The organism is Streptomyces sp. MH60 (genome assembly GCF_002939385.1).
In the GTDB taxonomy this organism is placed as follows: domain Bacteria; phylum Actinomycetota; class Actinomycetes; order Streptomycetales; family Streptomycetaceae; genus Streptomyces.
The window spans coordinates 1-25543 of record NZ_MULI01000007.1; the positions used below are offsets into that span (position 1 = coordinate 1).

At 73.5% G+C, this 25543-nt stretch carries 22 protein-coding genes; 15 read left to right on the forward strand and 7 right to left on the reverse strand.

Features of this window, described 5'->3' with window-relative positions; translation table 11 throughout:
• Window positions 1–425 precede the first annotated feature (425 nt).
• From BZZ08_RS07205 to BZZ08_RS07250, 10 genes are all read left to right on the forward strand, one after another.
• On the forward strand, window positions 426–4421 hold the full coding sequence (locus BZZ08_RS07205; RefSeq protein WP_104631294.1) for a HAMP domain-containing protein: 3996 nt from the start codon (window positions 426–428) through the stop codon (window positions 4419–4421).
• Complete coding sequence (locus BZZ08_RS07210; RefSeq protein WP_104631295.1) at window positions 4418–6898, forward strand: SpoIIE family protein phosphatase; 2481 nt, start codon at window positions 4418–4420, stop codon at window positions 6896–6898. Before BZZ08_RS07205 ends, BZZ08_RS07210 begins: the two co-directional genes overlap by 4 nt.
• A gap of 118 nt (window positions 6899–7016) precedes the next feature.
• Window positions 7017–7409: an STAS domain-containing protein gene (locus tag BZZ08_RS07215; RefSeq protein ID WP_104631432.1), complete on the forward strand. Its 393-nt coding sequence runs from the start codon at window positions 7017–7019 to the stop codon at window positions 7407–7409.
• A gap of 159 nt (window positions 7410–7568) precedes the next feature.
• On the forward strand, window positions 7569–8468 hold the full coding sequence (locus BZZ08_RS07220; RefSeq protein WP_104631296.1) for an STAS domain-containing protein: 900 nt from the start codon (window positions 7569–7571) through the stop codon (window positions 8466–8468).
• Complete coding sequence (locus BZZ08_RS07225; protein ID WP_104631297.1) at window positions 8465–8896, forward strand: STAS domain-containing protein; 432 nt, start codon at window positions 8465–8467, stop codon at window positions 8894–8896. Before BZZ08_RS07220 ends, BZZ08_RS07225 begins: the two co-directional genes overlap by 4 nt.
• Window positions 8896–9336 carry an anti-sigma regulatory factor gene (locus BZZ08_RS07230; RefSeq protein ID WP_104631298.1) on the forward strand — a complete coding sequence of 147 codons (441 nt, stop codon included), beginning with the start codon at window positions 8896–8898 and terminating at the stop codon, window positions 9334–9336. Before BZZ08_RS07225 ends, BZZ08_RS07230 begins: the two co-directional genes overlap by 1 nt.
• Window positions 9336–10397 (forward strand): ATP-binding SpoIIE family protein phosphatase, encoded by a 1062-nt coding sequence (locus tag BZZ08_RS07235; protein ID WP_104631299.1) that lies wholly within the window; start codon window positions 9336–9338, stop codon window positions 10395–10397. The genes BZZ08_RS07230 and BZZ08_RS07235 overlap by 1 nt, the downstream gene beginning before the upstream one ends.
• Window positions 10394–12127 (forward strand): PP2C family protein-serine/threonine phosphatase, encoded by a 1734-nt coding sequence (locus BZZ08_RS07240; protein ID WP_104631300.1) that lies wholly within the window; start codon window positions 10394–10396, stop codon window positions 12125–12127. The genes BZZ08_RS07235 and BZZ08_RS07240 overlap by 4 nt, the downstream gene beginning before the upstream one ends.
• Window positions 12128–12357: 230 nt before the next feature.
• The gene (locus BZZ08_RS07245) at window positions 12358–13734 is read left to right on the forward strand and encodes an NAD(P)/FAD-dependent oxidoreductase (protein ID WP_198601340.1); all 1377 of its coding nucleotides are present in this window, start codon (window positions 12358–12360) and stop codon (window positions 13732–13734) included.
• A 143-nt stretch (window positions 13735–13877) separates the two neighbouring features.
• On the forward strand, window positions 13878–16124 hold the full coding sequence (locus BZZ08_RS07250; protein ID WP_198601341.1) for an FUSC family protein: 2247 nt from the start codon (window positions 13878–13880) through the stop codon (window positions 16122–16124).
• 23 nt (window positions 16125–16147) lie between these two features.
• Here the strand turns inward: BZZ08_RS07250 and BZZ08_RS07255 are convergent, their stop codons facing one another.
• The 5 genes from BZZ08_RS07255 to BZZ08_RS07275 form a co-directional block, all read right to left on the reverse strand.
• Window positions 16148–16582, reverse strand: coding sequence for a hypothetical protein (locus BZZ08_RS07255; protein ID WP_042825638.1), 435 nt, complete (start codon window positions 16580–16582; stop codon window positions 16148–16150).
• 28 nt (window positions 16583–16610) lie between these two features.
• Window positions 16611–17444, reverse strand: coding sequence for a DUF1206 domain-containing protein (locus BZZ08_RS07260; protein WP_104631302.1), 834 nt, complete (start codon window positions 17442–17444; stop codon window positions 16611–16613).
• Window positions 17445–17581: 137 nt separating this feature from the next.
• A complete protein-coding gene (locus BZZ08_RS07265; RefSeq protein ID WP_104631303.1) occupies window positions 17582–17833 on the reverse strand; it encodes a DUF5133 domain-containing protein in 252 nt (83 codons plus the stop codon).
• Between the two features lie 77 nt (window positions 17834–17910).
• Window positions 17911–18783 (reverse strand): SigB/SigF/SigG family RNA polymerase sigma factor, encoded by an 873-nt coding sequence (locus tag BZZ08_RS07270; RefSeq protein WP_104631304.1) that lies wholly within the window; start codon window positions 18781–18783, stop codon window positions 17911–17913.
• Window positions 18784–18966: 183 nt separating this feature from the next.
• Window positions 18967–19425 carry an ATP-binding protein gene (locus tag BZZ08_RS07275; RefSeq protein WP_104631305.1) on the reverse strand — a complete coding sequence of 153 codons (459 nt, stop codon included), beginning with the start codon at window positions 19423–19425 and terminating at the stop codon, window positions 18967–18969.
• Window positions 19426–19579: 154 nt separating this feature from the next.
• Here BZZ08_RS07275 and BZZ08_RS07280 point away from each other — a divergent pair, with 154 nt between their 5' ends.
• From BZZ08_RS07280 to BZZ08_RS07290, 3 genes are all read left to right on the forward strand, one after another.
• Window positions 19580–19795, forward strand: a complete 216-nt coding sequence (locus BZZ08_RS07280; protein ID WP_104631306.1) for a hypothetical protein — start codon at window positions 19580–19582, stop codon at window positions 19793–19795.
• A 49-nt stretch (window positions 19796–19844) separates the two neighbouring features.
• Window positions 19845–21323, forward strand: coding sequence for an aminotransferase class I/II-fold pyridoxal phosphate-dependent enzyme (locus BZZ08_RS07285; RefSeq protein ID WP_104631307.1), 1479 nt, complete (start codon window positions 19845–19847; stop codon window positions 21321–21323).
• A 294-nt stretch (window positions 21324–21617) separates the two neighbouring features.
• Window positions 21618–22073, forward strand: coding sequence for a cyclic nucleotide-binding domain-containing protein (locus tag BZZ08_RS07290; protein WP_104631308.1), 456 nt, complete (start codon window positions 21618–21620; stop codon window positions 22071–22073).
• A 7-nt stretch (window positions 22074–22080) separates the two neighbouring features.
• On the opposite strand, the gene BZZ08_RS07295 is transcribed toward BZZ08_RS07290, so the two are convergent.
• Window positions 22081–23391, reverse strand: a complete 1311-nt coding sequence (locus BZZ08_RS07295) for an MFS transporter (protein WP_241965400.1) — start codon at window positions 23389–23391, stop codon at window positions 22081–22083.
• A gap of 120 nt (window positions 23392–23511) precedes the next feature.
• On the reverse strand, window positions 23512–24126 hold the full coding sequence (locus BZZ08_RS07300) for a LysE/ArgO family amino acid transporter (RefSeq protein ID WP_104631310.1): 615 nt from the start codon (window positions 24124–24126) through the stop codon (window positions 23512–23514).
• A gap of 77 nt (window positions 24127–24203) precedes the next feature.
• Between BZZ08_RS07300 and BZZ08_RS07305 the strand changes: the two genes are divergently transcribed.
• Together BZZ08_RS07305 and BZZ08_RS07310 are read left to right on the forward strand one after the other, a co-directional pair.
• Complete coding sequence (locus BZZ08_RS07305; RefSeq protein WP_104631311.1) at window positions 24204–25118, forward strand: LysR family transcriptional regulator ArgP; 915 nt, start codon at window positions 24204–24206, stop codon at window positions 25116–25118.
• A 124-nt stretch (window positions 25119–25242) separates the two neighbouring features.
• Complete coding sequence (locus tag BZZ08_RS07310; protein ID WP_104631312.1) at window positions 25243–25494, forward strand: WhiB family transcriptional regulator; 252 nt, start codon at window positions 25243–25245, stop codon at window positions 25492–25494.
• The last annotated feature ends 49 nt before the right edge of the window (window positions 25495–25543 follow it).

Consider the following 25543-nt stretch of genomic DNA (forward strand, 5'->3'; position numbering starts at 1 on the left):
TTCCATGTCGGTGGTGCCCCCGGTTTCCGCGTGCTGTCGTCCGGTCCGGTCTGCTCGCGGGACTCCCCCGCGGCGACCACCGGGCCGGGCGGACGCGACGGGCCGGACCGGCTCCACAGCAGCACATACCCGCCCGGGGCCGCCGCATTCGGCCCGGCGGGCCCTTCGGCGCGGGTGGGACGCCGGCCGGGTGTGCCGCCGCTGCCGCCCGCCCGGCGTGACCCGTGCGGGGGTACGCGTCCGGCCGGGTGACGCATCGCTTGGTCCGCGCCGGAGACCTGGGTTAGCCTCTGGCGTATTTTTCTCCCGGGCGAATCCGTGAACTGCGCGAACGCGGACACGGCAGGCCGGACGGCCCGAACGGTCCGGCAGGGGTGGTGGGGTCCTCGCTGCGAGGACTCCCGGGGAGCGGAACGAGGACGCGCATGACCAGCGACAGCACCGGATCCGTCGACGCGGCTCCGGGTGATCAGGAGTTGCGCCGTCTCCTGGCGGGCCTGACGGCCGTGCGGGACGGCGACTTCGGGACCCGTCTGCCGGACGACGCGGACGGACTGATGGGCGACATCGCCAAGGTCTTCAACGGCATGGTGGACCAGTTGTCCGTGTTCACCTCCGAGGTCACGCGGGTCTCCCGCGAGGTCGGCACGGAGGGCGCCCTCGGCGGGCAGGCAAAGGTGCCGGGGGTCTCGGGCACCTGGGCCGACCTGACGGACTCGGTCAACGCGATGGCGGGCAACCTCACCACCCAGGTCCGCGACATCGCCCAGGTGGCCACGGCGGTCGCCAGGGGGGACCTGTCCCAGAAGATCGACGTGGACGCCCGCGGCGAGATCCTGGAGCTGAAGAACACCATCAACACCATGGTCGACCAGCTCTCCGCCTTCGCCGACGAGGTCACCCGGGTGGCCCGCGAGGTCGGCACCGACGGCCGGCTCGGCGGCCAGGCCGACGTCCAGGGCGTCCGGGGCACCTGGCGCGACCTCACCGACTCGGTGAACTTCATGGCGGGGAACCTGACCAACCAGGTCCGCAACGTCGCCCAGGTGGCCACCGCCGTGGCCAAGGGCGACCTGTCCCAGAAGATCACCGTGGACGCCCGCGGCGAGATCCTGGAACTGAAGAACACCATCAACACCATGGTCGACCAGCTCTCCGCCTTCGCCGACGAGGTCACCCGGGTGGCCCGCGAGGTCGGCACGGCCGGGAACCTGGGCGGGCAGGCCCGGGTGCGCGGGGTGTCGGGCACCTGGAAGGACCTCACCGACAACGTCAACGTGATGGCGTCGAACCTGACCGGTCAGGTGCGCTCCATCGCCCAGGTGGCCACCGCGGTGGCCCGCGGCGACCTGTCGCAGCGGATCACCGTCGACGCCGAGGGCGAGGTCGCGGCGCTGGCCGACGTGATCAACACCATGGTCGACACGCTGTCGGCGTTCGCCGACGAGGTCACCCGCGTCGCCCGCGAGGTCGGCACCGACGGGCGCCTGGGCGGCCAGGCGCACGTGCCGAACGTCGCCGGCACCTGGAAGGACCTCACCGACAACGTCAACTCGATGGCCAACAACCTCACCAACCAGGTGCGCAACATCGCCCTGGTGACGACCGCGGTGGCCCGGGGCGACCTGTCGAAGAAGATCGACGTCGACGCGCGCGGCGAGATCCTCGAACTCAAGACGACGATCAACACGATGGTCGACCAGCTCTCCGCCTTCGCCGACGAGGTCACCCGGGTGGCCCGCGAGGTCGGCACCGAGGGCCGGCTCGGCGGCCAGGCCGAGGTGGAGGGCGTCTCCGGCACCTGGAAGCGCCTCACGGAGAACGTCAACGAACTGGCCGGCAACCTGACCCGCCAGGTCCGCGCGATCGCCGAGGTCACCTCCGCCGTCGCCGAGGGCGACCTGACCCGCTCGGTCAACGTGGAGGCGTCCGGCGAGGTCGCCGAGCTCAAGGACAACATCAACGCCATGGTGGAGTCCCTGCGCGCGACCACGCGGGCCAACCAGGAGCAGGACTGGCTCAAGACCAACCTCGCCCGCATCTCCGGTCTGATGCAGGGGCACCGGGACCTGCCCGTGGTCGCCGAGCTGATCATGGACGAGCTGGTGCCGCTGGTGTCGGCCCAGTACGGCGCCTTCTACCTGGCCGAGGACGGCGACGACGGTCCCGAGCTGCGGCTCGTCGGCTCCTACGGCTACCCGGAGGACACGAACAGACCCACCCGCATCGCCTTCGGCCGCACCCTGGTCGGCCAGGCCGCGCGCAGCCGGCGCACCATCATGGTGAACGAACTGCCGCCGGACTATCTGACCATCTCCTCCGGACTCGGCGAGGTGGTGCCGGCCGCGCTGGTGCTGCTGCCCATCGTGGTCGAGGGACAGGTCCTCGGCGTCATCGAACTCGCCTCGGTCGCCGCGTTCAGCCAGATCAACCAGGACTTCCTGGAGATGCTGATCGAGACCATCGGCGTGAACGTCAACACCATCGTGGCCAACGCGCGTACCGACGAGCTGCTCGCCGAGTCCCAGCGCCTGACCGCCGAGCTCCAGGCCCGCTCCGCCGAACTGCAGTCGCAGCAGGAGGAACTGCAGCACTCCAACGCCGAGCTGGAGGACAAGGCGTCCCTGCTCGCGGCCCAGAACCGGGACATCGAGGCGAAGAACCTGCAGATCGAGCAGGCCCGGCAGGAGCTGGAGGCGCGTGCCCAGCAGCTGTCACTGGCCTCGAAGTACAAGTCGGAGTTCCTGGCCAACATGAGCCACGAGCTGCGCACCCCGCTCAACAGCCTGCTCATCCTGGCCCAGCTGCTGGCCCAGAACCCCTCGCGCAACCTCACCCCGAAGCAGGTCGAGTACGCGGGCATCATCCACTCGGCCGGCTCGGACCTGCTGCAGCTGATCAACGACATCCTCGACCTGTCGAAGGTCGAGGCGGGGAAGATGGACGTGTCCCCGGAGCGCGTGACGCTGCGCCAGCTCATCGAGTACGTCGAGGCCACCTTCCGGCCCATGACCAGCCAGAAGGGCCTGGAGTTCACGGTCACGACGGCCACCGGGGCGCCGGCGGACCTGCTGACCGACGACTCCCGGCTGCGGCAGGTGCTGCGCAACCTGCTGTCCAACGCGGTGAAGTTCACCGAGCGGGGCGGCGTGGAGCTGGCCGTCGAACCGGCACCGGACGACGAGGTGCCCACGGGCGTCGTCCGGGGCGGGGCGGTGGTGGCCTTCCGGGTGAAGGACACGGGCATCGGCATCCCCGAGCAGAACCTGGAGTCGATCTTCGGCGCCTTCCAGCAGGCGGACGGCACGACGAGCCGCAAGTACGGCGGCACCGGGCTCGGCCTGTCCATCACCCGGGAGATCGCGCAGCTGCTGGGCGGCGCCGTCACGGTGGACAGCACGCCCGGCCGGGGCAGCACCTTCACGCTGTACCTGCCGGTGGCCCGGCCCGACTTCGAGGACCTGCTCTCCCGCGGTCCGGAGCACGTCCCGGCCGAAGTGTCCGCCGACGTCCTCGACCGACCGGCGCCGGTGGCCGAGCTGACCGGCGGCCACCGGCAGCGGCCGCGGCGGCTGCTGGTCGTGGAGGAGCGTCCGCGCGGCCTGCTGACCCTCGTCGCGGAGAGCGTGGTCGCCGATCTGACCCACGTGCGGGACGACGCGGGAGACCGGCCCCCGCTCGACGTCATCACGGCCGTGGGGGCCGAGGAGGCCGCCGGCGCGCTGGCGGCCGAGCCGTGCCACTGCGTCGTACTGGAGCTGGGCATGCCCGACGCCGAGGCGCCCCGCTTCCTGCACGCGCTGCGGGGCGACTCGGCGCTGGCGAGCGTGCCGGTGCTCGTGCACAGCGGGCACCGCGCGGACGCCGCCGTGGAGGAGGACCTGCGCTCCGGCGCGGCGGGCGGGGCGCTGGAGTTCCTGTCCAGCCTCGACGAGCTGCGTGAGCGCATCGCCCTGCACCTGGCCGCGGAGGAACCCGGGGACGTGCTGCCCCTGGTGCGGCCGGAGGAGCCGCCGCGTCCGGACCCGCGGGCCGGTCAGGACCCGCCCGCCGGGCGCACCGTCCTCGTGGTCGACGACGACGCGCGCAACCTGTTCGCGCTCAGCGGGATCCTGGAGCTGCACGGTTTCCGGGTGCTGCACGCGGAGAACGGCCGACGGGGCATCGAGACCCTCGTGGACCACCCGGACGTGGCGCTGGTCCTGATGGACGTGATGATGCCGGAGATGGACGGCTACACGGCGACGGCCGAGATCCGCCGGATGCCGCGGTACGCCGAGCTGCCGATCATCGCGGTCACGGCGAAGGCGATGCCCGGCGACCGGGAGAAGAGCCTCGCCTCGGGCGCCAGCGACTACGTCACCAAGCCCGTCGACACCCAGGACCTCATCGCGTGCGTCCGACGGTGGCTGCCGGTATGAGCGTGTCCGAGCAGTCCGGCGAGCCGGGCGGCGCCGTCCGGCGGGAGGCGTCCGGCCCGGCCGGCATGACGCCGCTGTCGCCCGTGGGCAGGCTGGCGGCCACGGTGGACCGGCTCAGCCGCGAGGTGCGGGCCGCCCAGGCGGAGGCCGAGGGGCGGGCGCTGATCGAGCTGGCCAAGGGCATCCTGGTCGCGCGGCTCGGCTGCGGTCCGGCGGAGGCCGCCCGGCAGCTCGCCGAACTGGCCGAGCAGTCCCAGGTGACGCCGCTGGAGTTCGCGGTCGAGGTCATCAACCAGTCCGCCCGGGACCGCATGTCGGAGGTGACCGACGCGTTCCTCGCGGCCACCTCGGCCGTGCGCACCGCGGATCCCGGGGACGACACGGGCGACACGGACGACACGGACGGCGAGGGCACCGCGGCGGCGGGAGCGGCCGGGGAGGTGGCCGAGTCCGCCGCCGTACGCCTGCGGGCGGCCGAGAGCGGCGCACTGGCCGCGGACGACACCCAGGCCGTCGCCGACGCGCTGCTGGAGCAGGCGCTGCGCCCGCTCGGCGCGGTGGCGGTGGCCATCTGGGCGGCCGGGTACGACGGGTCGCTCACCCTGGTGGGCAGCGCCGGGTTCCCCCCGGCCGAGGCGGCCCGCTGGCGGTACGTGCCGCCGGACGTGGCGACCGTGGCGCGGCGGGGACTGACCGAGCGTGCCGGGCAGTGGATCACGTCCCTGGCGGGCACGGGGCTGCCCAGCGTGGGCCGGCACCAGTACCCGGACGGCGGCAGGGTCGCCCTGCCCGCCGGTACCGGGGGACGCGTCCACGGCGTGCTGGAGATCGCCTGGCCGTTGCCGCTGGCCCCGCAGCCGCCCCAGGTGGTCCGTCAGGTGGAGGCCCTGGCGGAGCTGTGCGCGCACACCCTGGAGTCGTACACGCCGCCGCGCGAGGCCGGGCAGGAGCCGCGGGTCATCCCGGACGCGGTGGAGCTGATGGACCTGGCCGACGGGCTGCACGACCCCGCCCTGGTGCTGGTGCCGCACCTGGACGCGGCGGGGCAGCTGGCGGACTTCCGCATCCAGCACGTGAACGAGCGCTTCATGGATCCGGCCGGGCGGCCGCGGGCCGTCGTGGGCGGGGCGCTGCTCCTGGAGGCCTACCCGATGGCCGCCGGGGACGGCGGGCTGTTCCGCAACGTGGAGCGCGTGTACGCCACGGGCGAGCCGTTCCGGGCCCGGCACATGAACCTGACCGCCCTGGTGGACCAGGTGCCGCTGTCGGCGGTGGCGGACATCAGCGTCAGCCGGCACGGCAACGCCGTGCTGCTCATCTGGCGCATCGAGGACGAGACGGCGCGGCTGGCCAGCCTCCTCCAGCACGCCCAGCGGATCGGCCGCATCGGCGGTTTCGAGGAGAACCTGCTGACCGGTGAGATCACCTGGAACGGGCAGCTGTTCGACCTGTACGGGCGCCCGCAGACGAGCACGCCGGTGCCGCTGGAGGAGCTGGCCGCCCACGCCCACCCGGACGACGCCGTCGCCATCGGGCGGTTTCTGCGCACCCTGCTGCACCATCGGCGGCCGGCGTCGGCGGCGTTCCGGCTGCGGCGGCCCGACGGGGTGACCCGGCATGTGCGGGTGGTGGCCGAGCCGGTCCTGGACACCGACGACCGACTGCTCCTCGTACGGGGCGCCTGCCAGGACATCTCGGCGCAGCACTGGACGGAGGTGGCGCTCGCCGCGACCCGTGACCAGCTGGCGCACACCGAGCAGCAGGCCGTCGAGCGCGCCCGGCTGACCCTGCAGTTGCAGCACGCCATCATGCCGCCCGCCCAGACCCCGCTGCGGGTGCCGGACCTCCAGGTGGCCGTCCGGTACCGGCCCGCGGAGACGGAGCAGCTGGTGGGCGGCGACTGGTACGACGCCGTGCGGCTGCCCAGCGGGCTGGTGCTGCTGTGCGTGGGGGACGTCGCCGGGCACGGGATAGAGGCGGCGACCAGCATGGTGGTGCTGCGCAACGCGCTGCGCGGTCTCGCGGTGACCGGGGCCGGTCCGGGGCAGCTGCTGTCCTGGCTCAATATCGTGGCGCACCATCTGACGGGCGGGGTCACCGCCACGGCGGTGTGCGGCCTGTACGACCCGTCCCGGCGCACGCTGCGCTGGGCCAGGGCGGGCCATCTGCCGCCGGTGCTGGTGAGGGGCCCGGGGGCGGAGCCGCTGCCGCTGGTGAGGGGCATGCTGCTGGGGGCGGTGGCGGAGGCCTCGTACGAGGAGGCCGAGGCGCAGCTGGCCGCCGGGGACACCCTGCTGATGTACACCGACGGTCTGATCGAACGCCGTGACCGCCCGGTGGAGGAGGCGCTGGCCCAACTGCTCAGCACCGTGCGCCCGACGCCGAACACCCTGGACCAGCATCTGGACCGGCTGCTCACCTACAGCAGGTCGGACACGGACGACGACACGTGTCTGGTGGGCATCCGGGTGGGGTGACGCACGGCGCGGAAACCCGGGTCCGGCCGGCAGGTGTGGAGACGGGTTTCGGGGGTATCCGGCGGGCGCGGTGGACCACACGAAGGTCCGCCGCACCGCCGCGTTGTTGGAGGTACACGTGCCCATAGCCCAGAACCCGCTGTCCGTCGAGGTGACGCTGCCGAGGGAGGAGGTCGCGCTGCTCAAGGTGGAGGGTTACCTGGACGTCGACACGGCGACCGAGTTCCAGCACCATCTGGCCAACCAGCTCCACCACGGCCGGCGGCACTTCCTGCTGGACCTGTCGGCGGTCCCGTTCATGGACTCGTCCGGCATGAACATCATCCTGCGGGTCTACCAGGAAGTGCGCGAGCTGCCGGGCAGCGTGCACATCATCGCGCCGCCCCCCGCGGTGAGGCGCGTCCTCGACCTGACCGGGGTGAGCATCACGGTGCCGGTCTCGGACAGCGTCGAGGAGGCGCTCTCCCGCATCGACGCCCAGCCGGAGGGTCCGCGGGTGCCCGACGCCTGAGCCGCCGGGTGCCCGCGTCCCCTCCGGACCGGTAGTGCGGAAGCAGGTGCCGTGCCAGGTCGGTGGGTGGTTAGAGTTGTCGACCGGCTGGGTCACGTCGCCGGCACGTCACCCCGGTGGGGGTGACGTGCGGCGCTACGCGGATGAGGAGTGGGACAGGTGCCGGAGCACGCGGAGGGAACGGCGGCAGCGTCGACACGGGAGGTCAGGGACTTCCTGCGGCGCCGCCGTGAGCAGATCGCCCAGCGGTGGGCGGACGAGCCCCTGTTCCGGGCCGTGTTCACCGTCTCGCGCGACGAGGCGGTGGAGGCGGGCAAGGCCGTCGTGGACGCGCTGGCGCAGGTCGCGGACGCGGCGCGGGTCGAGGACCCGGACGCCGCCGGGTTCACCACGGTGCGCGAGCAGCTGGCGCGGATGGGCACGGCCCGCTCGCGCTCCGGGCTGAGCACCGCGCAGGTGTCGAGCGAACTGGCCGCGCTGCGTCCGCCCGTCGAGAACCTGCTGGTGGCCGACCTGCCCGAGGACGCCCCGGCCGAGCACGTCCGGGACTGCGTCACCACGCTGAGCGTGCTGATGGGCACCCTGAGGGTCGTGGTGATGCAGACGGCGCTCAGCGAGGGGCAGGCGCTCATCGACCGCCAGCGCCTCCAGCTGCTCGAAGTGGCCACGCCGGTCATCAAGCTGTGGGACGGCATCGTGGCCGTTCCGCTGATCGGCACGCTGGACAGCGAGCGCAGCCAGGTGGTGATGGAGACCCTGCTGGAGTCCATCGTCGAGCAGCAGGCGCGTTACGCGATCCTGGACATCACCGGTGTGCCGACCGTCGACTCGCTGGTGGCCCAGCACCTGATGAAGACGGTCGCGGCGGCCCGGCTCATGGGCGCCGAGTGCATCGTCTCCGGCATCCGGCCCGCGATCGCGCAGACCATGGTCCACCTGGGTCTCGACCTGGGCACGGTGGTGACCCGGGCCAGCCTCGCCGACGCGCTCGGATACGTGCTGCACCAGCTCGGGGTCGGCATCGTGACGCCCGGCACGAACGGCGCGGTCGCGCGGTGAGCCAGGTACTGCCCGGGGCCCACGGGGCTCCCGTGACGGGGCATGTTCCGGTCCTGCGGCTCGGTGAGATCCTGCTGGTCACCCTTCAGGGTGATCTGTACGACAGCACGGCGCAGCAGCTCCAGGAGGACCTCGCCGAGACCATCGTGCGCAGCGGCGCCACCGGCGTGGTCATCGACGTCTCCGGGGTGGAGATCGTCGACTCCTTCCTCGGCCGGATCCTGGCCGAGATCGCCGGGCAGACCGGTCTGCTGGCCGCGCGGACCGTGCTGGTCGGCATGCGCCCGGCGGTCGCCATCACGCTGGTGGAGCTAGGCCTGACGCTGCCGGGCGTGCACACCGCGCTCAGTACCGAGGTGGCCATGGACCTCCTCAGGCAGCAGGCTCCGTCGTCCCGCTTCGGCGGCCTGCGCCAGGAGAGTCAGTGATGCACACTGCAGCGGGCTCCCAGGCCCGCCTGCCGATCCGTTCGGACATGGATCTGGTGTGGGTGCGGCAGCATGTGCGGCAGGCGGCCGCCCAGCTCGGCTTCGGCCTGGTGGACCAGACGAAGCTGGTCACGGCGGCCAGCGAGCTGGCCCGCAACACCCTCGTGTACGGCGGTGGCGGCACCATGGAGACGGAGTCGCTGGTGGAGGGGACCACGCACGGGCTGCGGCTGACCTTCAGCGACGAGGGGCCCGGCATCCCGGACCTGGAACAGGCGCTCAGTGACGGTTTCACCTCCGGCGACGGCCTCGGCATGGGGCTGGGCGGCGCGCGGCGCCTGGTGCACGAGTTCGCGATCGAGAGCGCCCCGGGCTCCGGGACGACCGTGCGGGTGACGTCCTGGGTGGGCCGCCCGCCACGCCCGCGAGGGGAGTCCTGATGCCCCGCGTGTGGGACGTCCCGGTGCACGACTCGACCCGGGTGCGCGACGCCCGGGTGGCCGCCGAGCACGCGGCCGCCCTGGCCGGTCTCGACGAGCAGCGGACCTCGACGGCGGCGCTGGTGGCGACCGAGCTGGCCACCAACCTGCTCAAGCACGCCGGGGGCGGCCGGGTCATCGTCGACGTGGTCGCCCCGCCCGTCCTCCCGGCCGACGGGCAGGCTAGGCCACGGGTGCAGGTCACCACGGTCGACCACGGGCCCGGCATCGCCGACGTGCCCGCCGCGCTGCGCGACGGCTTCACCACCACGGGGTCCCTCGGTGCGGGCCTCGGCACCTGTGCCCGCCTCGCCGACGACTTCGGCCTGCACAGTGTCCCCGGTCGGGGCACGGTGGTGGTCGCCCGGGTCGGCGTACCCGGGCCCCGTGTCACCGGCTCCGGTCCGGCGGGCCGCCTGCGGGCCGGCGCGGTGAACGTCCCGTTCGGCGGTGCGGACTACTCGGGTGACGCCTGGGCCTGGGTCCGGGACGGCGACCTGGTCACCCTGATGCTGGCCGACGGTCTCGGCCACGGTCCCGAGGCCGCCCGTGCCTCCGACGCCGCCGTGGAGGCGCTGCGCACCGCGGCCCACCTGCCGCCGGCCGAGGCGGTGCGGCGGCTCGACCGGGCGCTGTCCGGCACCCGCGGCGCCGCCGTCGCGGTGGCCCAGGTCGACACGCGGGCCGCGGTGCTCCGCTTCACCGGCGTCGGCAACATCGGGGCGCGGCTGTGCGAGGGCGGCACCTGGCGGCACCTGGTGTCGCGGCCCGGCATCGTCGGCACCCACCGGCCCACCACGCTGCGTCAGGAGGAGGCGCCCTGGGCGGACGACCGGGTGCTGGTCCTGCACAGCGACGGTCTGCCGAGCCGCTGGTCGCCGACGTCCGACACGTGCCGCACGGCGGCCGACCCGGCGGTGACCGCCGCCGTCACGATCCGCGACGCCAGCAGCCCGGCCCGGCCCGTACGGGACGACACCGCCGTCGCCGTGCTGGCCCCGACCCCGCCGGACGGCCCATGACCCGAACCTGGCAGATCACCGACGTCACCGACGCGGCGCGGGCGCGCATCGCCACCGCGCGCCTGGCGGCGGCCTTCGGCGTACCGCCCGTGGAGCGTGCGCGGCTGACGGCCTCGCTCGGCGCGCAGCTGCGGCTGTGCCTGACCAAGGGCGGCACCTGGCGGCTCACCCTGGAGACGGGGACGGACTCCCGCACCGCGCCGGGGGCCGGGCAGAGCGTGCTGCACGCCGTGGTGACGCCGTCGCCCGAGGCCGCTGCCGCCGGGCAGCCCCCGTGGCGGACCACGGTGCCGTGCCCCGAGCCGGCTGCGGACGCCGGCGCCGACGCCGTGGCGGACGATCCGGCGCTGCTGGCGGAGGCCCTGCTGGGCGCCGACGAGGACACGGCGCTGGTGCTGGAGCGCCTCACCGAGCAGGAGGGGCTGGTCGAGTTCCACCGGGAGGAGCTCCAGCAGACGAACCAGGGCGTGGTGGCGCTGCACGCCGAACTGGACGCCGCCGGGCGGGCCCAGCGCGAGGCGTTCGCCGCCGAACGCAAGGCGCGTACGGAGGCGGAGAACGCCCGGCGCAGGCTGACGTTCCTGGCGGACGCGAGCGCGGTGCTGACGGCGTCGCTCGACCACCACGAGATCGTGCGCCGGCTGCCGGAGCTGCTGGTGCCCGAGTACGCGGCGAGTGTCGACATCTGGCTGTTCGACCAGGACGGCGACCGGCCGGGTCCCGCCCACGCGGCCGCCGCGGTGGTCGCCGCCCGCACCGGGCGCCCGCAGTACGCCGCCGCGCAGCCGGGCGGACTGCCCGGCGTGGACGACCAGCCGCCCTCGGCGCTGGCCCCGGAGCGGCCCCTGCTGTGCATCCCGCTGCCGACGCGGCAGGCGCCCCTGGGGGTGGTGACCCTGTCCCCGCCCGGGGAGCGCTGGGACGCGGACGACGCCGTGATGCTGGTCGAGCTGACCCGGCGGGCCAGCATCGCGATCGACCACGCCCAGCGCTACCAGCACAACCGCGACATCGCCGAGACCCTCCAGCGGGCGCTGCTGACGGAGTTGCCGGCCCCGCCCGGGCTCTCCCTGGCCGCGCGCTATCTGCCGGCCACCCACGGGCTGAACATCGGCGGCGACTGGTACGACGCGTTCCGGCAGCCCGACGGCGGTGTCATCGCCGTGGTCGGGGACGTCACCGGGCACGGGCTGCGCGCGGCGGTGATGATGAGTCAGCTGCGCACCGCCCTGCGCGCGTACGCGGTCGACGGCGGCAGCCCCGGGCAGCTGCTGACCCGGCTGCACATCTTCCTGCACCACCTCCAGCCCGACCTGTTCGCCACCGCGGTCATCGCGCGCTTCCACCCCGACGACCCGACGGTGACGTGGGCGGCCGCCGGTCATCCGCCGCCGGTGCTGCGTACCCCGGACGGGCGGGTGCGCACCCTGGACGCCAAACCCGGTGCGATGCTCGGCATCCCGCTGCGCCAGGAGATCGCGGACCACACGGTGCCCATGGCGCCCGGTTCGACGCTCGCGCTGTACACGGACGGCCTGGTGGAGCGCCGTGCCCTCGGCATAGACCCGGGCATCGCGCGGCTGACGGACGCGCTCGGGTCGTTCGGCCCGGCGGAGCTGGACACGGACCTGGAGGGCTCGGCCGACGGGATCCTGCGTCCGATGCTCAGCGACTCCGAACGGGACGACGACGTGTGCCTGCTGCTGTGTCACCTGCGCGGAACGGACTGATCCACCGCCCGGTACGAACCCCTCCCGCGGGAAAGTTCCACGCGGTCCGCTCCCGCCCGGTGCGCTCCGGGTCCGGGCGGGGCATGGTGGTGATCAGGACGTGTCGCCTGCCTGCCGCACCCGGCTGGCCGAAGCAGTCCGGGCGCGATCGCATGGACGAGGTGCGAAGCGGCGATCCTCGGGCAGGCGAATGGCGTCCGCGGCAGACCGCCCCGGAGCCGCAGAAAGGGATGAACACCGTGACACGACCCAGGATCCTGGTGGTCGGCGCAGGCTTCGCCGGCGTGGAGTGCGTCCGTCGTCTGGAACGCAGGCTCTCGCCGAGCGAGGCCGAGATCACCTTGGTGACACCGTTCTCCTACCAGCTCTATCTGCCGTTGCTGCCGCACGTCGCCGCCGGGGTGCTCACCCCCCAGTCGATCGCGCTCTCGCTGCGCCGCAGCAGCAAGTACCGGACCCGGATCATCCCGGGCGGCGCCATCGGGGTGGACCTCAAGGCGAAGGTCTGCGTGGTGCGCACCATCACCGACCGGATCGTCGACGAGCCCTACGACTACATCGTGCTGGCGCCCGGCAGCATCACCCGCACCTTCGACATCCCCGGGCTCACCGACAACGCGTTCGGCATGAAGACGCTGGCGGAGGCCGCCTACATCCGCGACCACGTCATCTCCCAGCTGGACCTCGCCGACGCCAGCCAGGACCCCGTGGAGCGCGCCTCCCGGCTGCAGTTCGTGGTGGTGGGCGGCGGCTACGCCGGCACCGAGACCGCGGCGTGCCTGCAGCGCCTGACGCACGCGGCCGTCAAGCGCTACACCCGGCTGGACCCGGCCCTGATCAAGTGGCATCTGATCGACATCGCGCCGAAGCTGATGCCGGAGCTGGGCGAGAAGCTCGGCCGCGACGCACAGGAGATCCTGACGCGGCGCGGCATCGACATCTCGCTGGGTGTCTCCATCGCCAAGGCCGCGCCGGAGGAGGTCACCTTCACGGACGGCCGGGTGGTGCCCAGCCGCACGCTGATCTGGACGGCGGGCGTGGTCGCGAGCCCGCTGATGGCCACGCTCGGCGCGGAGACGGTCAAGGGCCGGCTGGCGGTCACCGCGGAGATGTGCCTGCCGGGCCACGACGGGGTGTTCGCGCTCGGCGACTCCGCGGCCGTGCCCGACCTCGCCAAGGGTCAGGAGGGCGCGGTCTGCCCGCCCACCGCCCAGCACGCGATGCGGCAGGGCCGGCACGTCGCCGAGAACCTCATCGCCACCCTGCGCAACCAGCCGATGCGGCCGTACGTCCACAAGGACCTGGGTCTCGTCGTCGACCTGGGCGGCACCGACGCGGTCTCCAAGCCGCTCGGGGTCGAGCTGACGGGCCTGCCCGCGCAGGCGGTGGCCCGCGGTTACCACTGGTCGGCGCTGCGCACGGGCGTGGCCAAGGCACGGGTGGCGGCCAACTGGGCGCTGAACGCGGTCGCCGGCGACGACTTCGTCCGCACCGGCTTCCAGGCCCGCAAGCCGGCCAAGCTGAAGGACTTCGAGTACACCGACGCGTATCTGACGCCGGAACAGGTGCGGGAGCGGGTCGCGGAGGCGGACCGGGCGAAGCCCTGATCCCCGGCCGCCCCGGCCGCCCCCGCGGCCCGCGGCGGACCGGGGCATGACATGCTGAGAAGTGGATCTCGGCGTGAACCGGCCGGGACATGGCTGGAACCGGCTGTGAGGGCCGGTGGTGAATCGGGAGAGTGTACGGCGGCGTGAAGGCAGCGGGGCGCTCGGCGCGGACACGGCTGCGGGACCGCGTCGCCGCGTCCGACCCGGGGCTGTTGCGGCTCACGGCGGGCTTGCGGACGGTGGGCGCCATCGCGCTGACGCTGGGCGTGCTCGCCGTGTTCGGCGTGGACGTCAAGCATCTGGTGGCCGGTGCCATGGCGGCGATGGTCGCGACGTTCGCCATCCGGGAGAAGGAGCCGGGCCCGCAGGCCGTCACGCTGGCGCTGGGCCTGCCCGTAGCCCTGGCCTCGGTCTCGCTGAGCACGCTGCTCTCCTCGCGGGTCGTCCTCGGGGACGCCTTCTTCGTCGTGCTGATCTTCTGCGCGGTCTTCGTCCGCCGGTTCGGCGACCGGGGCACGGCGCTCGGGCTGATCGGCTTCCAGGTCTACTTCGTGTCGCTGTTCGTCGGTGCGAAGGTCTCCGGGCTGCCGGGGCTGTGGGCCGCCATCGCCGTGGCGTTCGCGTCCAGCGCGGTGGTGCGCTTCGGGGTGGTCCCGGCGACACCCGCGCGCATCCTGAGTCTGCTGCGGCAGGCCTTCCGCGCCCGGCTGGCCCAGCTGATCGCGACGCAGCTCGATCTGCTGGACGCCGGTCCCGACGACATCGACAAGACGCTGGAGCGCCTGCGGGACGGCACCGCGCGCCTGCACGAGACCGCCCTGATGATCCAGTCCCGGCTGGACGAGGGCACGCCCGACGCGTCCACGGCACGTCTGGTGCAGCGGCGCGTCGCGGACGCCGAGATCGCCGCCGAGCGCCTCGGTCTGCTGCTGCTGACCGCGCGCAGCGCCGAACGGGCGGACACCCTCACGCTGCACCTGCCGGGCGCGCCGGCCCCCACGGTGGGCCGCTCCCCCGCGCCCGGCGAGGCCACGGAGACCCTGCGCCGCGATCTCACGGCGCTGCGCACCCTGGTGCTGCGGCCGCCCGCGGAGGCGCGCGGCACGGCGCTGTCCCACCTGCGCAACCGGCTGCTCGGCTACCGCGACGAGGAGAACCTGCCCGAGGCCACCGCGGCCGTCCAGGACGTGTTCCGCGCCATCGGTGAGACGGCGCGCGCGGTCATGGGCCTGAGGATCGCGCTGGACGGGCCGCAGGACGAGTCCGACGACTCACCGGCCACCGCCCGTTCCCGGGAGGAGCTGGACGCCGAGGACGCGGCCATCGACGCCGGCGAGGAGGCGGCCGAGGAGGAGGAGCAGACCGGGCTGCGGCGGCCCACCACGCGGGCCGCGGTGCAGGTGGCCGTGGGGTCCTCGCTGGCGATCGTCGGCGGGGAGTTCCTGTCCTCGCAGCGCTGGTACTGGGCGGTGCTCACCTGCTGGATCGTCTTCATCAACACCGCCTCCACCGGCGAGATCCTGGTCAAGGGCTACCGCCGGCTGCTCGGCACGGTGCTGGGGGTGGTGGCGGGCATCGTGCTGGCCGGTCTGGTGGGCAACCACACCTGGACCGCGTTCGGACTGGTGCTGGTGCTGATCTTCGCGATGTTCTACACCGCGCCGCTGTCCTACACGCTGATGTCGTTCTTCGTCACCGCGATGCTCGGACTGCTGTACACGCTGCTGCACACCTACAGTCTGTCGGTGCTGGTGCTGCGCATCGAGGAGACGGCGCTCGGCGCGGCCTGCGGCATCGTGGCGGCGGCGCTGGTGCTGCCGATACGCACGGACCGGCGTACGAACGAACTCCTCGGCACGGTGCTGGAGCGGCTCACCGATGTGACGGAGGGCGCCGTCGACCAGCTCAGCGGCGGGCCGGAGGCCGACCTGCTGGACACCGCGCGGGAGCTGGACCAGGCGCTGGGCGACCTGCGGGCCGCCACCCAGCCGCTGACCCATCCGATCACGCCGCTGCGGGCCCGGCGGGACACGGCCCAGTACGTGGTGGCGCTGCTGGAGACCTGCGCCTATCACGCGCGGTCGCTGGCGGCGACGGCCGAGCTGCTGCCCACCCATCCGTCGATCGCGGCCGACCCGCGGCTGCGCGGCGCGGTGCGGCGCACGGTGCGCAACATCGAGGCGATCGCCGCCCATGTCGCCGACGAGGAGGCCGTGGCACAGGTGGAGACCGGCCCGAGCATCGCCTCGCTGCTGGAGCCGGACGCCGCCGGAGTGCCGCGGTACGGCCGCATCACGGGCCGGGTGCTGCGGCACCTGGAGCGGCTGGACGAGGCGGTGGTCGGCCTCGCCCGGCCGTTGGGTGTGACCGTCAGGGCGCCGCAGCGCTGACGGGGCCACCGGGCTGGTGGGGGTCAGAAGTCGCTGGGCAGACCGCTCGCCTCGGCGATGCCGCGCAGTTCCTCGTTCTGCTGGTGGCGTTCCTTGAGGTAGTCGGCGATCTCGCCGAGGCGCTCGGGGTCGGAGGCGGTGGCCGCGTCGGTGACGACCCGGACCGGTCCGGTCTCGTCGGTGTCGATCTCGACGACCTCGTTGTCGAGACGTCCGGTGACGGCGGTGGCGATGACGAGGGCGGCCTCGTCCCTGATCTCCTGGGGCAGCGCCTCGGCGTTGTCCCCGTCCAGGGAGAAGTCGATGGTCGGCATCTGCTGCTCGTCGATCGCCTGGAGGACCGGTTCCACCACGCTGAGCAGCAGCTGGTAGTCGTCGTTCGGCATGCGAACGCGCAGGAGGTCGAGGTAGACGTCCACGGGACGTCCGTCCGGCGGAGGAATCTCGTGTTCGTTCATTCGCCCCGTGTTCCCCGTGCCGGGCCGCTCAGACCCTCCGCCAGCGGGCGAGCGCGAAGGAGAAGACGCCGAACAGCACCAGTCCCGCGGCGACACAGGCCAGCAGCCAGGGGCCGAGGGAGGTGTCGGCGAAGGAGCGCAGGGTGTCGTCCAGTCCCTTCGCCCGGTCGGGTGCGTAGTCGACGGCGGCCCGTACGGCGAAGGCCCCCGCCACGGCGAACACGATGCCGCGGGCCGTTCCGCCGCCGACGCCGGTGACGTCGACCAGCAGCCGGGCCCGGGGGCTGAGCCCGCCGGGCTTCAGCTTCTTGCGGTAGGTGCGGCGCAGCGCCTGTACGGCGATCACCACCCCGGCGACGACGATCGCGGCGCCGGCGACGCCCACGAGCCACCGGCCGGCGGGCATCTCCATCACCCGGGCCGTGACGTCCCGGGACTGCCGGTCGCTGGAGCCGCTGCCGCCGGCTCCGGCCGCGAAGGCCAGGACGGAGTAGGCGACGAACGCGTAGAAGACGCAGCGGGCGGCGGCGGGCAGGCGCTTCTTCGCCGTGTGCCCGTCCTTGCCGGTGACTCCGAAGAGCGCCTCGGACAGCCTCCACAGGGCCATTCCGACGAGTCCGGCACCGAGCGCCCACAGCAGCACCGCGCCGAACGGCCGGTCCGACAGCTCGGCCAGGGCGCCGCCCCGGTCCGCCTGCCGGTCTCCGCTGCCGAAGGCGATCCGCAGGGCCAGGATCCCGACCAGCAGGTAGATGACACCGCGAGCGGTGAGCCCCGCCCGGGCGGCCCCCTCGGCCGCCGATCCGTTCGCGGCCCGCCGGGCGTGGCCTCGGCCGGTACGTGCCAGGACGCGTGCGTTCATGTGGACCTCCCCTCCCGGACTTCCGCATGCCCCGGCATCGGCCCCGCACACCGGGGTGCCGGTGGACGGACGACCGCCCGTACACCGACTGGTGGTGTACGGGCGGTCGTCCGTGGTGCCCCTGGCCGTTCCTCGCGTCAGTCCGCCACTCCCGCGTGCGCGCCACCGGGTACGGGCTCCGGTGCCGGTGCCGACGCGTCCGCGAGCCGGCGCCGGGCGGTCTCCAGGGCCCGCCGCACATCACGGGTACCGGTGGACACGCACAGCGTGTACTCCAGGTCCCGGGTCCGCGGGCCCGGCCGGCCCGTCTCGTCGGCGGGCTCGTTCGCCGCGGCGGCCTCGTACTCCGCCAGGAGTCTGCGCAGCACCGCGGGGTGTGGCATCAGCATCCGTCCGTCCCTCCCTGTGTTCCCTGCGTTCCCGGTGTTGCCGGTCCCGTCGTCCGGCTCGTCGTCCCGTCGGCCCATCAGGGCCGCGCCGGGTGGTGGCCGGAGCGGGTGTGCTGTCCCAGCGCCTCGTCGCGGACACGGGCACAGCTGCGGCTGATGAGCCGCGAGACGTGCATCTGCGAGATGCCCAGGCAGTCGGCGATCCGGCTCTGCGTCATGTCCTCGAAGAAGCGCATGTAGAGGATGGCGCGCTCCCGCTCGGGCAGCCTGCGCAGCCCCTCCTTGGCGGACTCGCGGTCGATCACGGTCTCGTACGAGGCGTCGGCCGCGCCGAGGGTGTCCGCGAGGCTGTAGCCGTCGTCGCCGGCCGACAGCTCGGCGTCCAGCGACAGGGTGCTGAAGCTCTCCAGCGCCTCCATGCCGGCGCCGACCTCGTCCTCGGTCAGCCCGGTGTGGGCGGCCAGGGCGGCCACCGAGGGTTCGGGACTGCCCGGGCTCTGGGCGAGTTCCCGGCGGGCGACGCGCACCTTGTTGCGCAGTTCCTGGACCCGGCGGGGCACCCTCAGGGCCCACATCCGGTCGCGGAAGTGGCGCTTGACCTCACCGGTGATGGTGGGCACGGCGTAGCTCTCGAAGGCCCCGCGCTCCGGGTCGAAGCGGTCGATGGCCTTGACCAGGCCGAGCGCCGCGACCTGGCGGAGATCCTCGATGGACTCCCCGCGGTCCCGGAACCGCCCGGCGATCCGGTGGGCCATGGGCAGCCAGGCCGTGACGAGTTCGTCGCGGACGGCGTCACGCTCGGGTCCGTCGGCCAGCCCCGCGAGGCGGCCGAAGAGGGCCATGGTGTCGGGAGCGTCGTCGTGCCGACGGCGGGCGGAAGCGTTCGAGGGGTCGGCGGACTGGGTGGACTGGGGGGTATCGGGACGGATGGTGGGCGTTTCTATGAGCATGCGGATCCGCTCCTGAACGGTGGTCTCAGGGGACTTCCGCGGGAACGGTGCTGTCCGGGGCGCCCAGGCACACCCGGGGCACCGAAGCAGCCGTACCGCTCCCGCTGCTGCGCCTCCGGTCCGAAGCACGAATCTGCGACTGCCCCTGCCCCGGTGGAACAAACTCCGCTTTTCGAAAAGTCATCAGGACAGCGGAACGACCACGGTGATGCACTTGCCTCCGGAGGGAAGATCTGCCACCCGCACCTCGCGGGCCAGCCGGCAGACGATCGGCCAGCCCCGGCCGCCGAGGCGTCCGCGGCCCCGGTCGTCCGTGGCGGGCACCGCCACCGGCAGGTCGTGGCTGCGGTCGCACACCGACAGGCGCACGCCCGGCCGCACGCCGGGCCCCACGACGTCGACCCGGAAGTCGGTGACGCCGCCGCCGTGCAGGATGGCGTTGGTGGTCAGCTCCGAGGCGACGAGCACGGCGTCCGACAGGGCGCCCGCGTCGCACGACGCGCCGCCGCGGGTGCCGGGGCAGTCGGTGACGGCCCGTTCGACCGCCCTGCGTGCGTCGGCCGGCCTGCAGGGCCGGTTCCGGCGGCGGGTGCTCCCGCCGCGCTGTTCGACAGCGGGTTGAGTCGTGTCCCTGTCACGCATCCGTCAGCTCCCTGGTCGGTGGGACGGTCCGGTCGGGCCGTGCGCGCGCCGCGGCCTCGTCACTGTCGGCTGACCTCTGCCGGTACGGGCAAACCTCCGGTCCTCCGTGTGGCCCGGGAGCCATCCGGGCGCCCAGCGGGGGTACGCGGAGTGCATGACGGATGTTGTGGACTCGGACGAACTGCTGCGCCGGATGCACCGCGCGAGGGCCTGCGCGCTGGAGGAGGGGCGGAGCTGGCGGGCGCGCAGCGAGGAGCTGCGGTCGACCGACCCGGAGGCCTCGCGGGAGGCGGCCGTGCGGACGGTGGCGTACGAGGCCGTCCTGCGGGTGCTCGACGAGGTGCTGACCCCGGGGCGGAACGCTCGGTGAGGGGCCGCGGGACGGATTGACGCGGCGCCGGACGGGAAACCGGGTCGGCATGACAGCCGATCACAGCCGAGCACCGGTCCTGGAAGCCCTCGTCGAGTACCGCCGTGAGGGGCGGCTGTCGTTCACGCCGCCGGGGCACAAGCAGGCGCGCGGGGCGGACCCCGCGGTGCGCGAGGTGCTGGGCGACGCCGTGTTCCACGGCGATGTGCTGGCGACGGCCGGACTCGACGACCGGCTCACCCGGGGCCGGGTGCTGCAGCGCGCCCAGGAGCTGATGGCGGACGCCGTCCACGCCGATCACACGTTCTTCTCGACGTGCGGGAGTTCCCTGTCGGTGAAGGCGGCGATGCTGGCGGTCGCGGGGCCGCACGAGAAGCTGCTGATCGGCCGGGACGCCCACAAGTCCGTGGTCTCGGGGCTGATCCTGTCCGGCATCGAGCCGGTGTGGGTGGAACCGCTCTGGGACGCGGAGCGGCATCTGGCCCACCCGCCGTCCGCCGAGGCGTTCGAGGAGGCCTTCGCCGCCCACCCCGACGCCAAGGGCGCCCTGGTCACCAGTCCGACGCCGTACGGCGCGAGCGCCGATCTGCGGGCCGTCGCCCAGGTCTGCCACCGGCGTTCGGTGCCGCTGATCGTGGACGAGGCGTGGGGGGCGCACCTGCCCTTCCACCCCGATCTGCCGTCCTGGGCGATGGACGCGGGCGCCGACATCTGCGTGACCAGCATCCACAAGATGGGCAGCGGTCTGGAGCAGGGCTCGGTGTTCCATCTGCGCGGCGACCTGGTGCCGCCCAAGCTCCTCGGCATGCGCGCCGACCTGCTGAGCACCACGAGCCCCTCGGTACTGATCTTCGCCGGCCTCGACGGCTGGCGCCGCCAGATGGCGCTCGGCGGGCAGGAGCTGATGGGCGGGGCGCTGGAACTGGCGGCCGACGTGCGCGCGGCGATCGAGGAGATCGGCGGCATGCACGTCAACGACCGGGACGACTTCTGCGGCCCCGGGGCGGCCCACGGCTTCGATCCGCTGCCGGTCGTCATCGACCTCGACGGGCTCGGCATCTCGGGCTTCCAGGCGGCGGACTGGCTGCGGGAGAACCGCGGCGTGATCGCCCACATCACCGACCACCGCCGCATCGGCGCGCAGATCACCCACGGCGACGACCGGGAGACCGCCGACGAGCTGCTCACCGCGCTCAAGGACCTCGCCCGCGCCGCCCCCGGCCTCGCCCCCGCTCCGCGGGTCGAGGTGCCGTCGCCGGCCGAGTTGCGGATGCCGCAGGTGTGCCTGCCCCGGGACGCGTTCTTCGGGCCCACCGAGGACGTGCCCCTGGACCGGGCCGCCGGCCGGGTCGCGGCGGAGATGATCACGCCGTATCCGCCGGGCATTCCGGCCGTGCTGCCGGGTGAGCGGCTGGCCGAGCCGGTCCTGCGCTATCTGCGCGGCGGCCTGGAGGCCGGGATGTACCTCCCCGACCCGACCGATCCGGCACTGGAGACGGTCCGGGTCGTCGCGGAGCACGGCGCGTGAGACGGATCACGTGGCGGGGGGCCGGTTTCGCGGAACGACCCGAGATGGTTTAGCGTTCATCCATACGTGGCGACGGAGTCGACCGAAACGTCCTCCGCGGTCACCGCTTACGGCCCTGGCCGGCCTCCCCCGTCCGGCCAGGGCTTTTTCATGTCCTCGCGCTCCCGTCCCCGGTTCCGGCACGGAATCCGTACGGGATCCCGCCGTCCGCCGAGGTGCTCAGTGCGGCGACAGCGACTGAAATGGGCATAGGGAAAGACCCGGAACCGAATCGCCGGCGAGGAGTCCCCTGCCATGACCAAAGCGATCAAACTCCTGACCGCCCTGCCCCTCCCCCAGCGTGAGCGGCTGATGAGGCTCGCCCGGGAGGTCTCCTTCCCGGAGGACGACCGGATCTTCGAGGCGGGGGGCAGGGCGGACCGCTTCTGGGTCATCCGCTCCGGCGCGGTCTCCCTGACCCAGCAGGTGACGTCCTTGCAGCGGGTCACGGTCGCCAGTCTCGGCGTCGGCGACCTGCTCGGCTGGTCCTGGCTGTTCCCGCCCTACGAGTGGGACTTCGGCGCCGAGGCGTTCAGCCCGGTGCGCGCCTACGAGTTCGACGCGGCCGCGGTGCTCGACCTGTGCGAGGAGGACCCGTCGCTGGGCATCGTGCTGGTGCGCTCGGTCGCGGAGATCCTCGCCCACCGGCTGGAGTCCACCAGGGGCCGGCTCATGGAGCACTACGCGATGCACGGACGCGGCTCCCTGTGAGGCGCGGTCAGACGCGGTAGCGGCGCAGCGCCGGCACCGCGACGGCCAGGGCCAGCATCACCGCCACGACGAGCAGCCCGCCGCCGGCCACGGCCTCGCGCGCGCCGAAGGCGGTGCCGGCGCCGCCGTGCAGGACGTCGGCCAGTCGCGGACCGCCCGCCACGACGACGGTGAACACGCCCTGCATGCGCCCGCGCATCTCGTCGGTGGCGGCGGACAGCAGGATCGCCCCGCGGAACACCATGGAGACCATGTCGGCGACGCCGGCCACGGCCAGGAACGCCACCGCGAGCCACAGGCTGCCGCTCAGCCCGAAACCGGTGATGGCGGCCCCCCAGACGACGACCGCGCCGATCACCATCCAGCCGTGCCGGCGGGCCCGCGAGAAGGTGCCGGAGAACAGTCCGCCGGCCACCGCGCCGATGGGGATCGCCGCGAACAGCAGGCCGAGCGCGAGCCCCTCGCCGTAGGGCGCGTACGTCTCGGCGGCGAGTTGCGGGAACAGGGCCCGGGGCATGCCGAGGACCATGGCGACGATGTCGGCCAGGAAGGACAGCAGCAGCACCTTGTGCCCGGCGATGTAGCGGAAGCCGGCCACGACCTCGCGCACGCCCGCGCGCCGCACCGCCGTGCCCGCCGACGGCGGCAGGGAAGGCAGCCTGTAGACCGCCCACACGGTGACGCACAGGGCCAGGGCGTCGATCAGGTACAGCTCGGGCAGTCCGATCACCGGTATCAGCGCACCGGCGAGCAGCGGGCCGACCACCTGCCCGGTCTGCATGACGGTCGAGCCGAGGGCGTTGGCGGCGGGCAGCTCGTCCTCGGGCACCAGGCGGGCGATGGAGGCGTTGCGGGCCGGGGCGTTGAGGCCCCAGAAGGCCTGTTGCAGCGCGAGCAGCAGCATCAGCGCGGCCACCGACTCCAGGCCGGCGACCGCCTGTATCCAGAAGAGCAGCGAGGTCACCGCGATGCCGGTGTTGGTGATCAGCAGCAGCTTGCGGCGGTCCATGGTGTCGGCCACCGCACCGCCCCACAGCGCGAACACGACGAGCGGCAGCAGACCGGCGAGGCTCGCGGCGCCGACCCAGGCCGAGGAGCCGGTGATGTCGTAGATCTGCTTCGGTACGGCGACGGCGGTGAGCTGGCTGCCGACGGCCGTGACGATGGTCGAGGACCACAGTCTGCGGTAGGCCGGGCGGCGCAGCGGGCGGGTGTCCATGGCCCAGCGGCGCCACCCCCGCTGCCGTGCTCCGTCCGGCGCCGGGGCGGTCGTGTCCGGTTCGGTGGCGCTCTCGCCGCTGCTCTCGCTGGTGTCCACGCGCTTCCTACGTGCTCGGTACATCTTTCGGTTGCGGGGATCACTATCGCAGCTCCGTTCGAGCACACCGGAACGCCCGTGGGCGGATCCGGCCCGGGTCAGGCCCGGATCCGGCCCGGCTCAGGCCCCGGCGACGAGCGAGACGCCGAGGACGATCATGGTGAGGGCCACCAGGCCGTCCAGGACCCGCCAGGCCGCGGGCCGGGCCAGGAAGCGGCCGAGGTAGCGGGCGCCGAAGCCGAGCGCGGCGAACCAGACCAGGCTGGCGACCGCGGCGCCGAGACCGAAGGTCCAGCGCAGCGGCCCCCGGTCGGCGGCGACGGAGCCCAGCAGGAAGACCGTGTCGAGGTAGACGTGCGGGTTGAGCCAGGTCAGCGCCAGGCAGGTGAGCACGGCCCGGCGGCGCGAGCCCGCGGCGTCGCCGTCCGTGCGCAGCGCATCGGACGGACGGAACACCCGCCGGGCGGCCAGGGCGCCGTAGCAGAGCAGGAAGGCACCGCCGATCCAGCCGACGGCGGTCAGCGCGCCCGGCCAGGCCACCACCACCGCACCGACGCCGCCGACACCGAGGGCGATGAGCACGGCGTCGGACAGCGCGCAGATCCCGACCACGGCGAGGACCGCGTCGCGGCGGACCCCCTGCCGAAGGACGAAGGCGTTCTGGGCGCCGATGGCGACGATGAGCGAGAGCCCGGTGCCGAATCCGGCGGCGGCCGCCGTGAGGGCGTTGTTCATGCCCTCGACGCTAGGCGGACGATCACAGGACGTACAGCTAAGGATTCTTACGTATCATTAGCCGATGTGATGACGACGTGACTCCGCCCTACGCGCCGACCTTCGCGGATCTGCCGCTGGACCACGTGCGCACCCTGCTGGCCGTGGTGGACGAGGGCACGTTCGACGCGGCCGCCGCCGCCCTGCACGTGACGCCGTCCGCGGTCAGCCAGCGGGTGAAGGCGCTGGAGCGGCGCACCGGCCGGGTGCTGCTGCTGCGCACCAAGCCGGTGCGGGCGACCGACTCCGGTGCCGTGCTGGTGCGGCTGGCCCGCCAGGTGGCGCGGCTGGAGCGGGACGCCTCGGCCGAGCTGGGCCTGCGGGGGGAGGGCGAGCCGACCCGGGTGTCGGTGGCGGTGAACGCGGACTCGCTGGCGACCTGGTTCCTGCCCGCCCTGACCCGCCTCCCCCGGAAGCCCGCCCTCTGCTTCGAACTGCGCCGCGAGGACGAGGGCCACACGGCGACGCTGCTGCGGGAGGGCGTGGTGATGGCGGCGGTGACGTCGTCGCCCGAACCGGTGCCGGGCTGCACGGTCCGGGAGCTGGGCCGGATGCGGTATCTCCCCTGCGCCGCTCCCGAATTCGCCGCCCGGCATCTGGCGGGACCGCCGCGGGAGTCCGTGGCCGACGCCCCCGTGGTGGTCTTCGACCGGCGGGACGACTTCCAGGACGCCTTCGCGCGGCGGCTCGGTCACGAGGGTGCGAGTGCCGTGCGGCACCACGTGCCGACCTCGGAGGGTTTCGCCGAGGCCGTCGCCGCCGGTCTCGGCTGGGGCATGGTGCCGCAGCCGCAGGCGGATCCCCTGCTGCGCACCGGCCGGCTCGTCTGCTTCGCCCCGGACCCGGCGGTGGACGTCACGCTGTACTGGCAGCAGTGGAGGCTCGACTCCCCCGCACTGGCCGCGGTGGCGGACGCCGTGGTGACGGCGGCCGCGCGGGCGCTGTGCCGGTAGGCGCCCGGCACCGGCACGGCGACCCGGGGCGGCCTCACCGGTTTCGCACCGCTGTCGACCGGTCACCCGCAACGGAGTAGGCCATGCCCGAAGACGCGAACGATACCGATCGCAGGTGACTTTGATGGACAACTGGCGAGAGCACGCCGCATGCCGGACGGAGGATCCCGACCTGTTCTTCCCGATCGGCACCACCGGCCCGGCCGCATTGCAGACCGAGCAGGCAAAGGCGGTCTGCCGGACCTGTCCGGTCCAGGAGCAGTGCCTGCGCTGGGCGCTCGACACCGGGCAGACCATCGGTGTCTGGGGCGGCACCGGCGAGCTGGAACGCCGGGCGCTCAAGCGGCGCGAGGCATCGCGGCGCAGGTCCGGCTGATTTCCGGCGCCCGTGCCGGACACAGCCCGGCAGCCAAATCCTCGGCCGT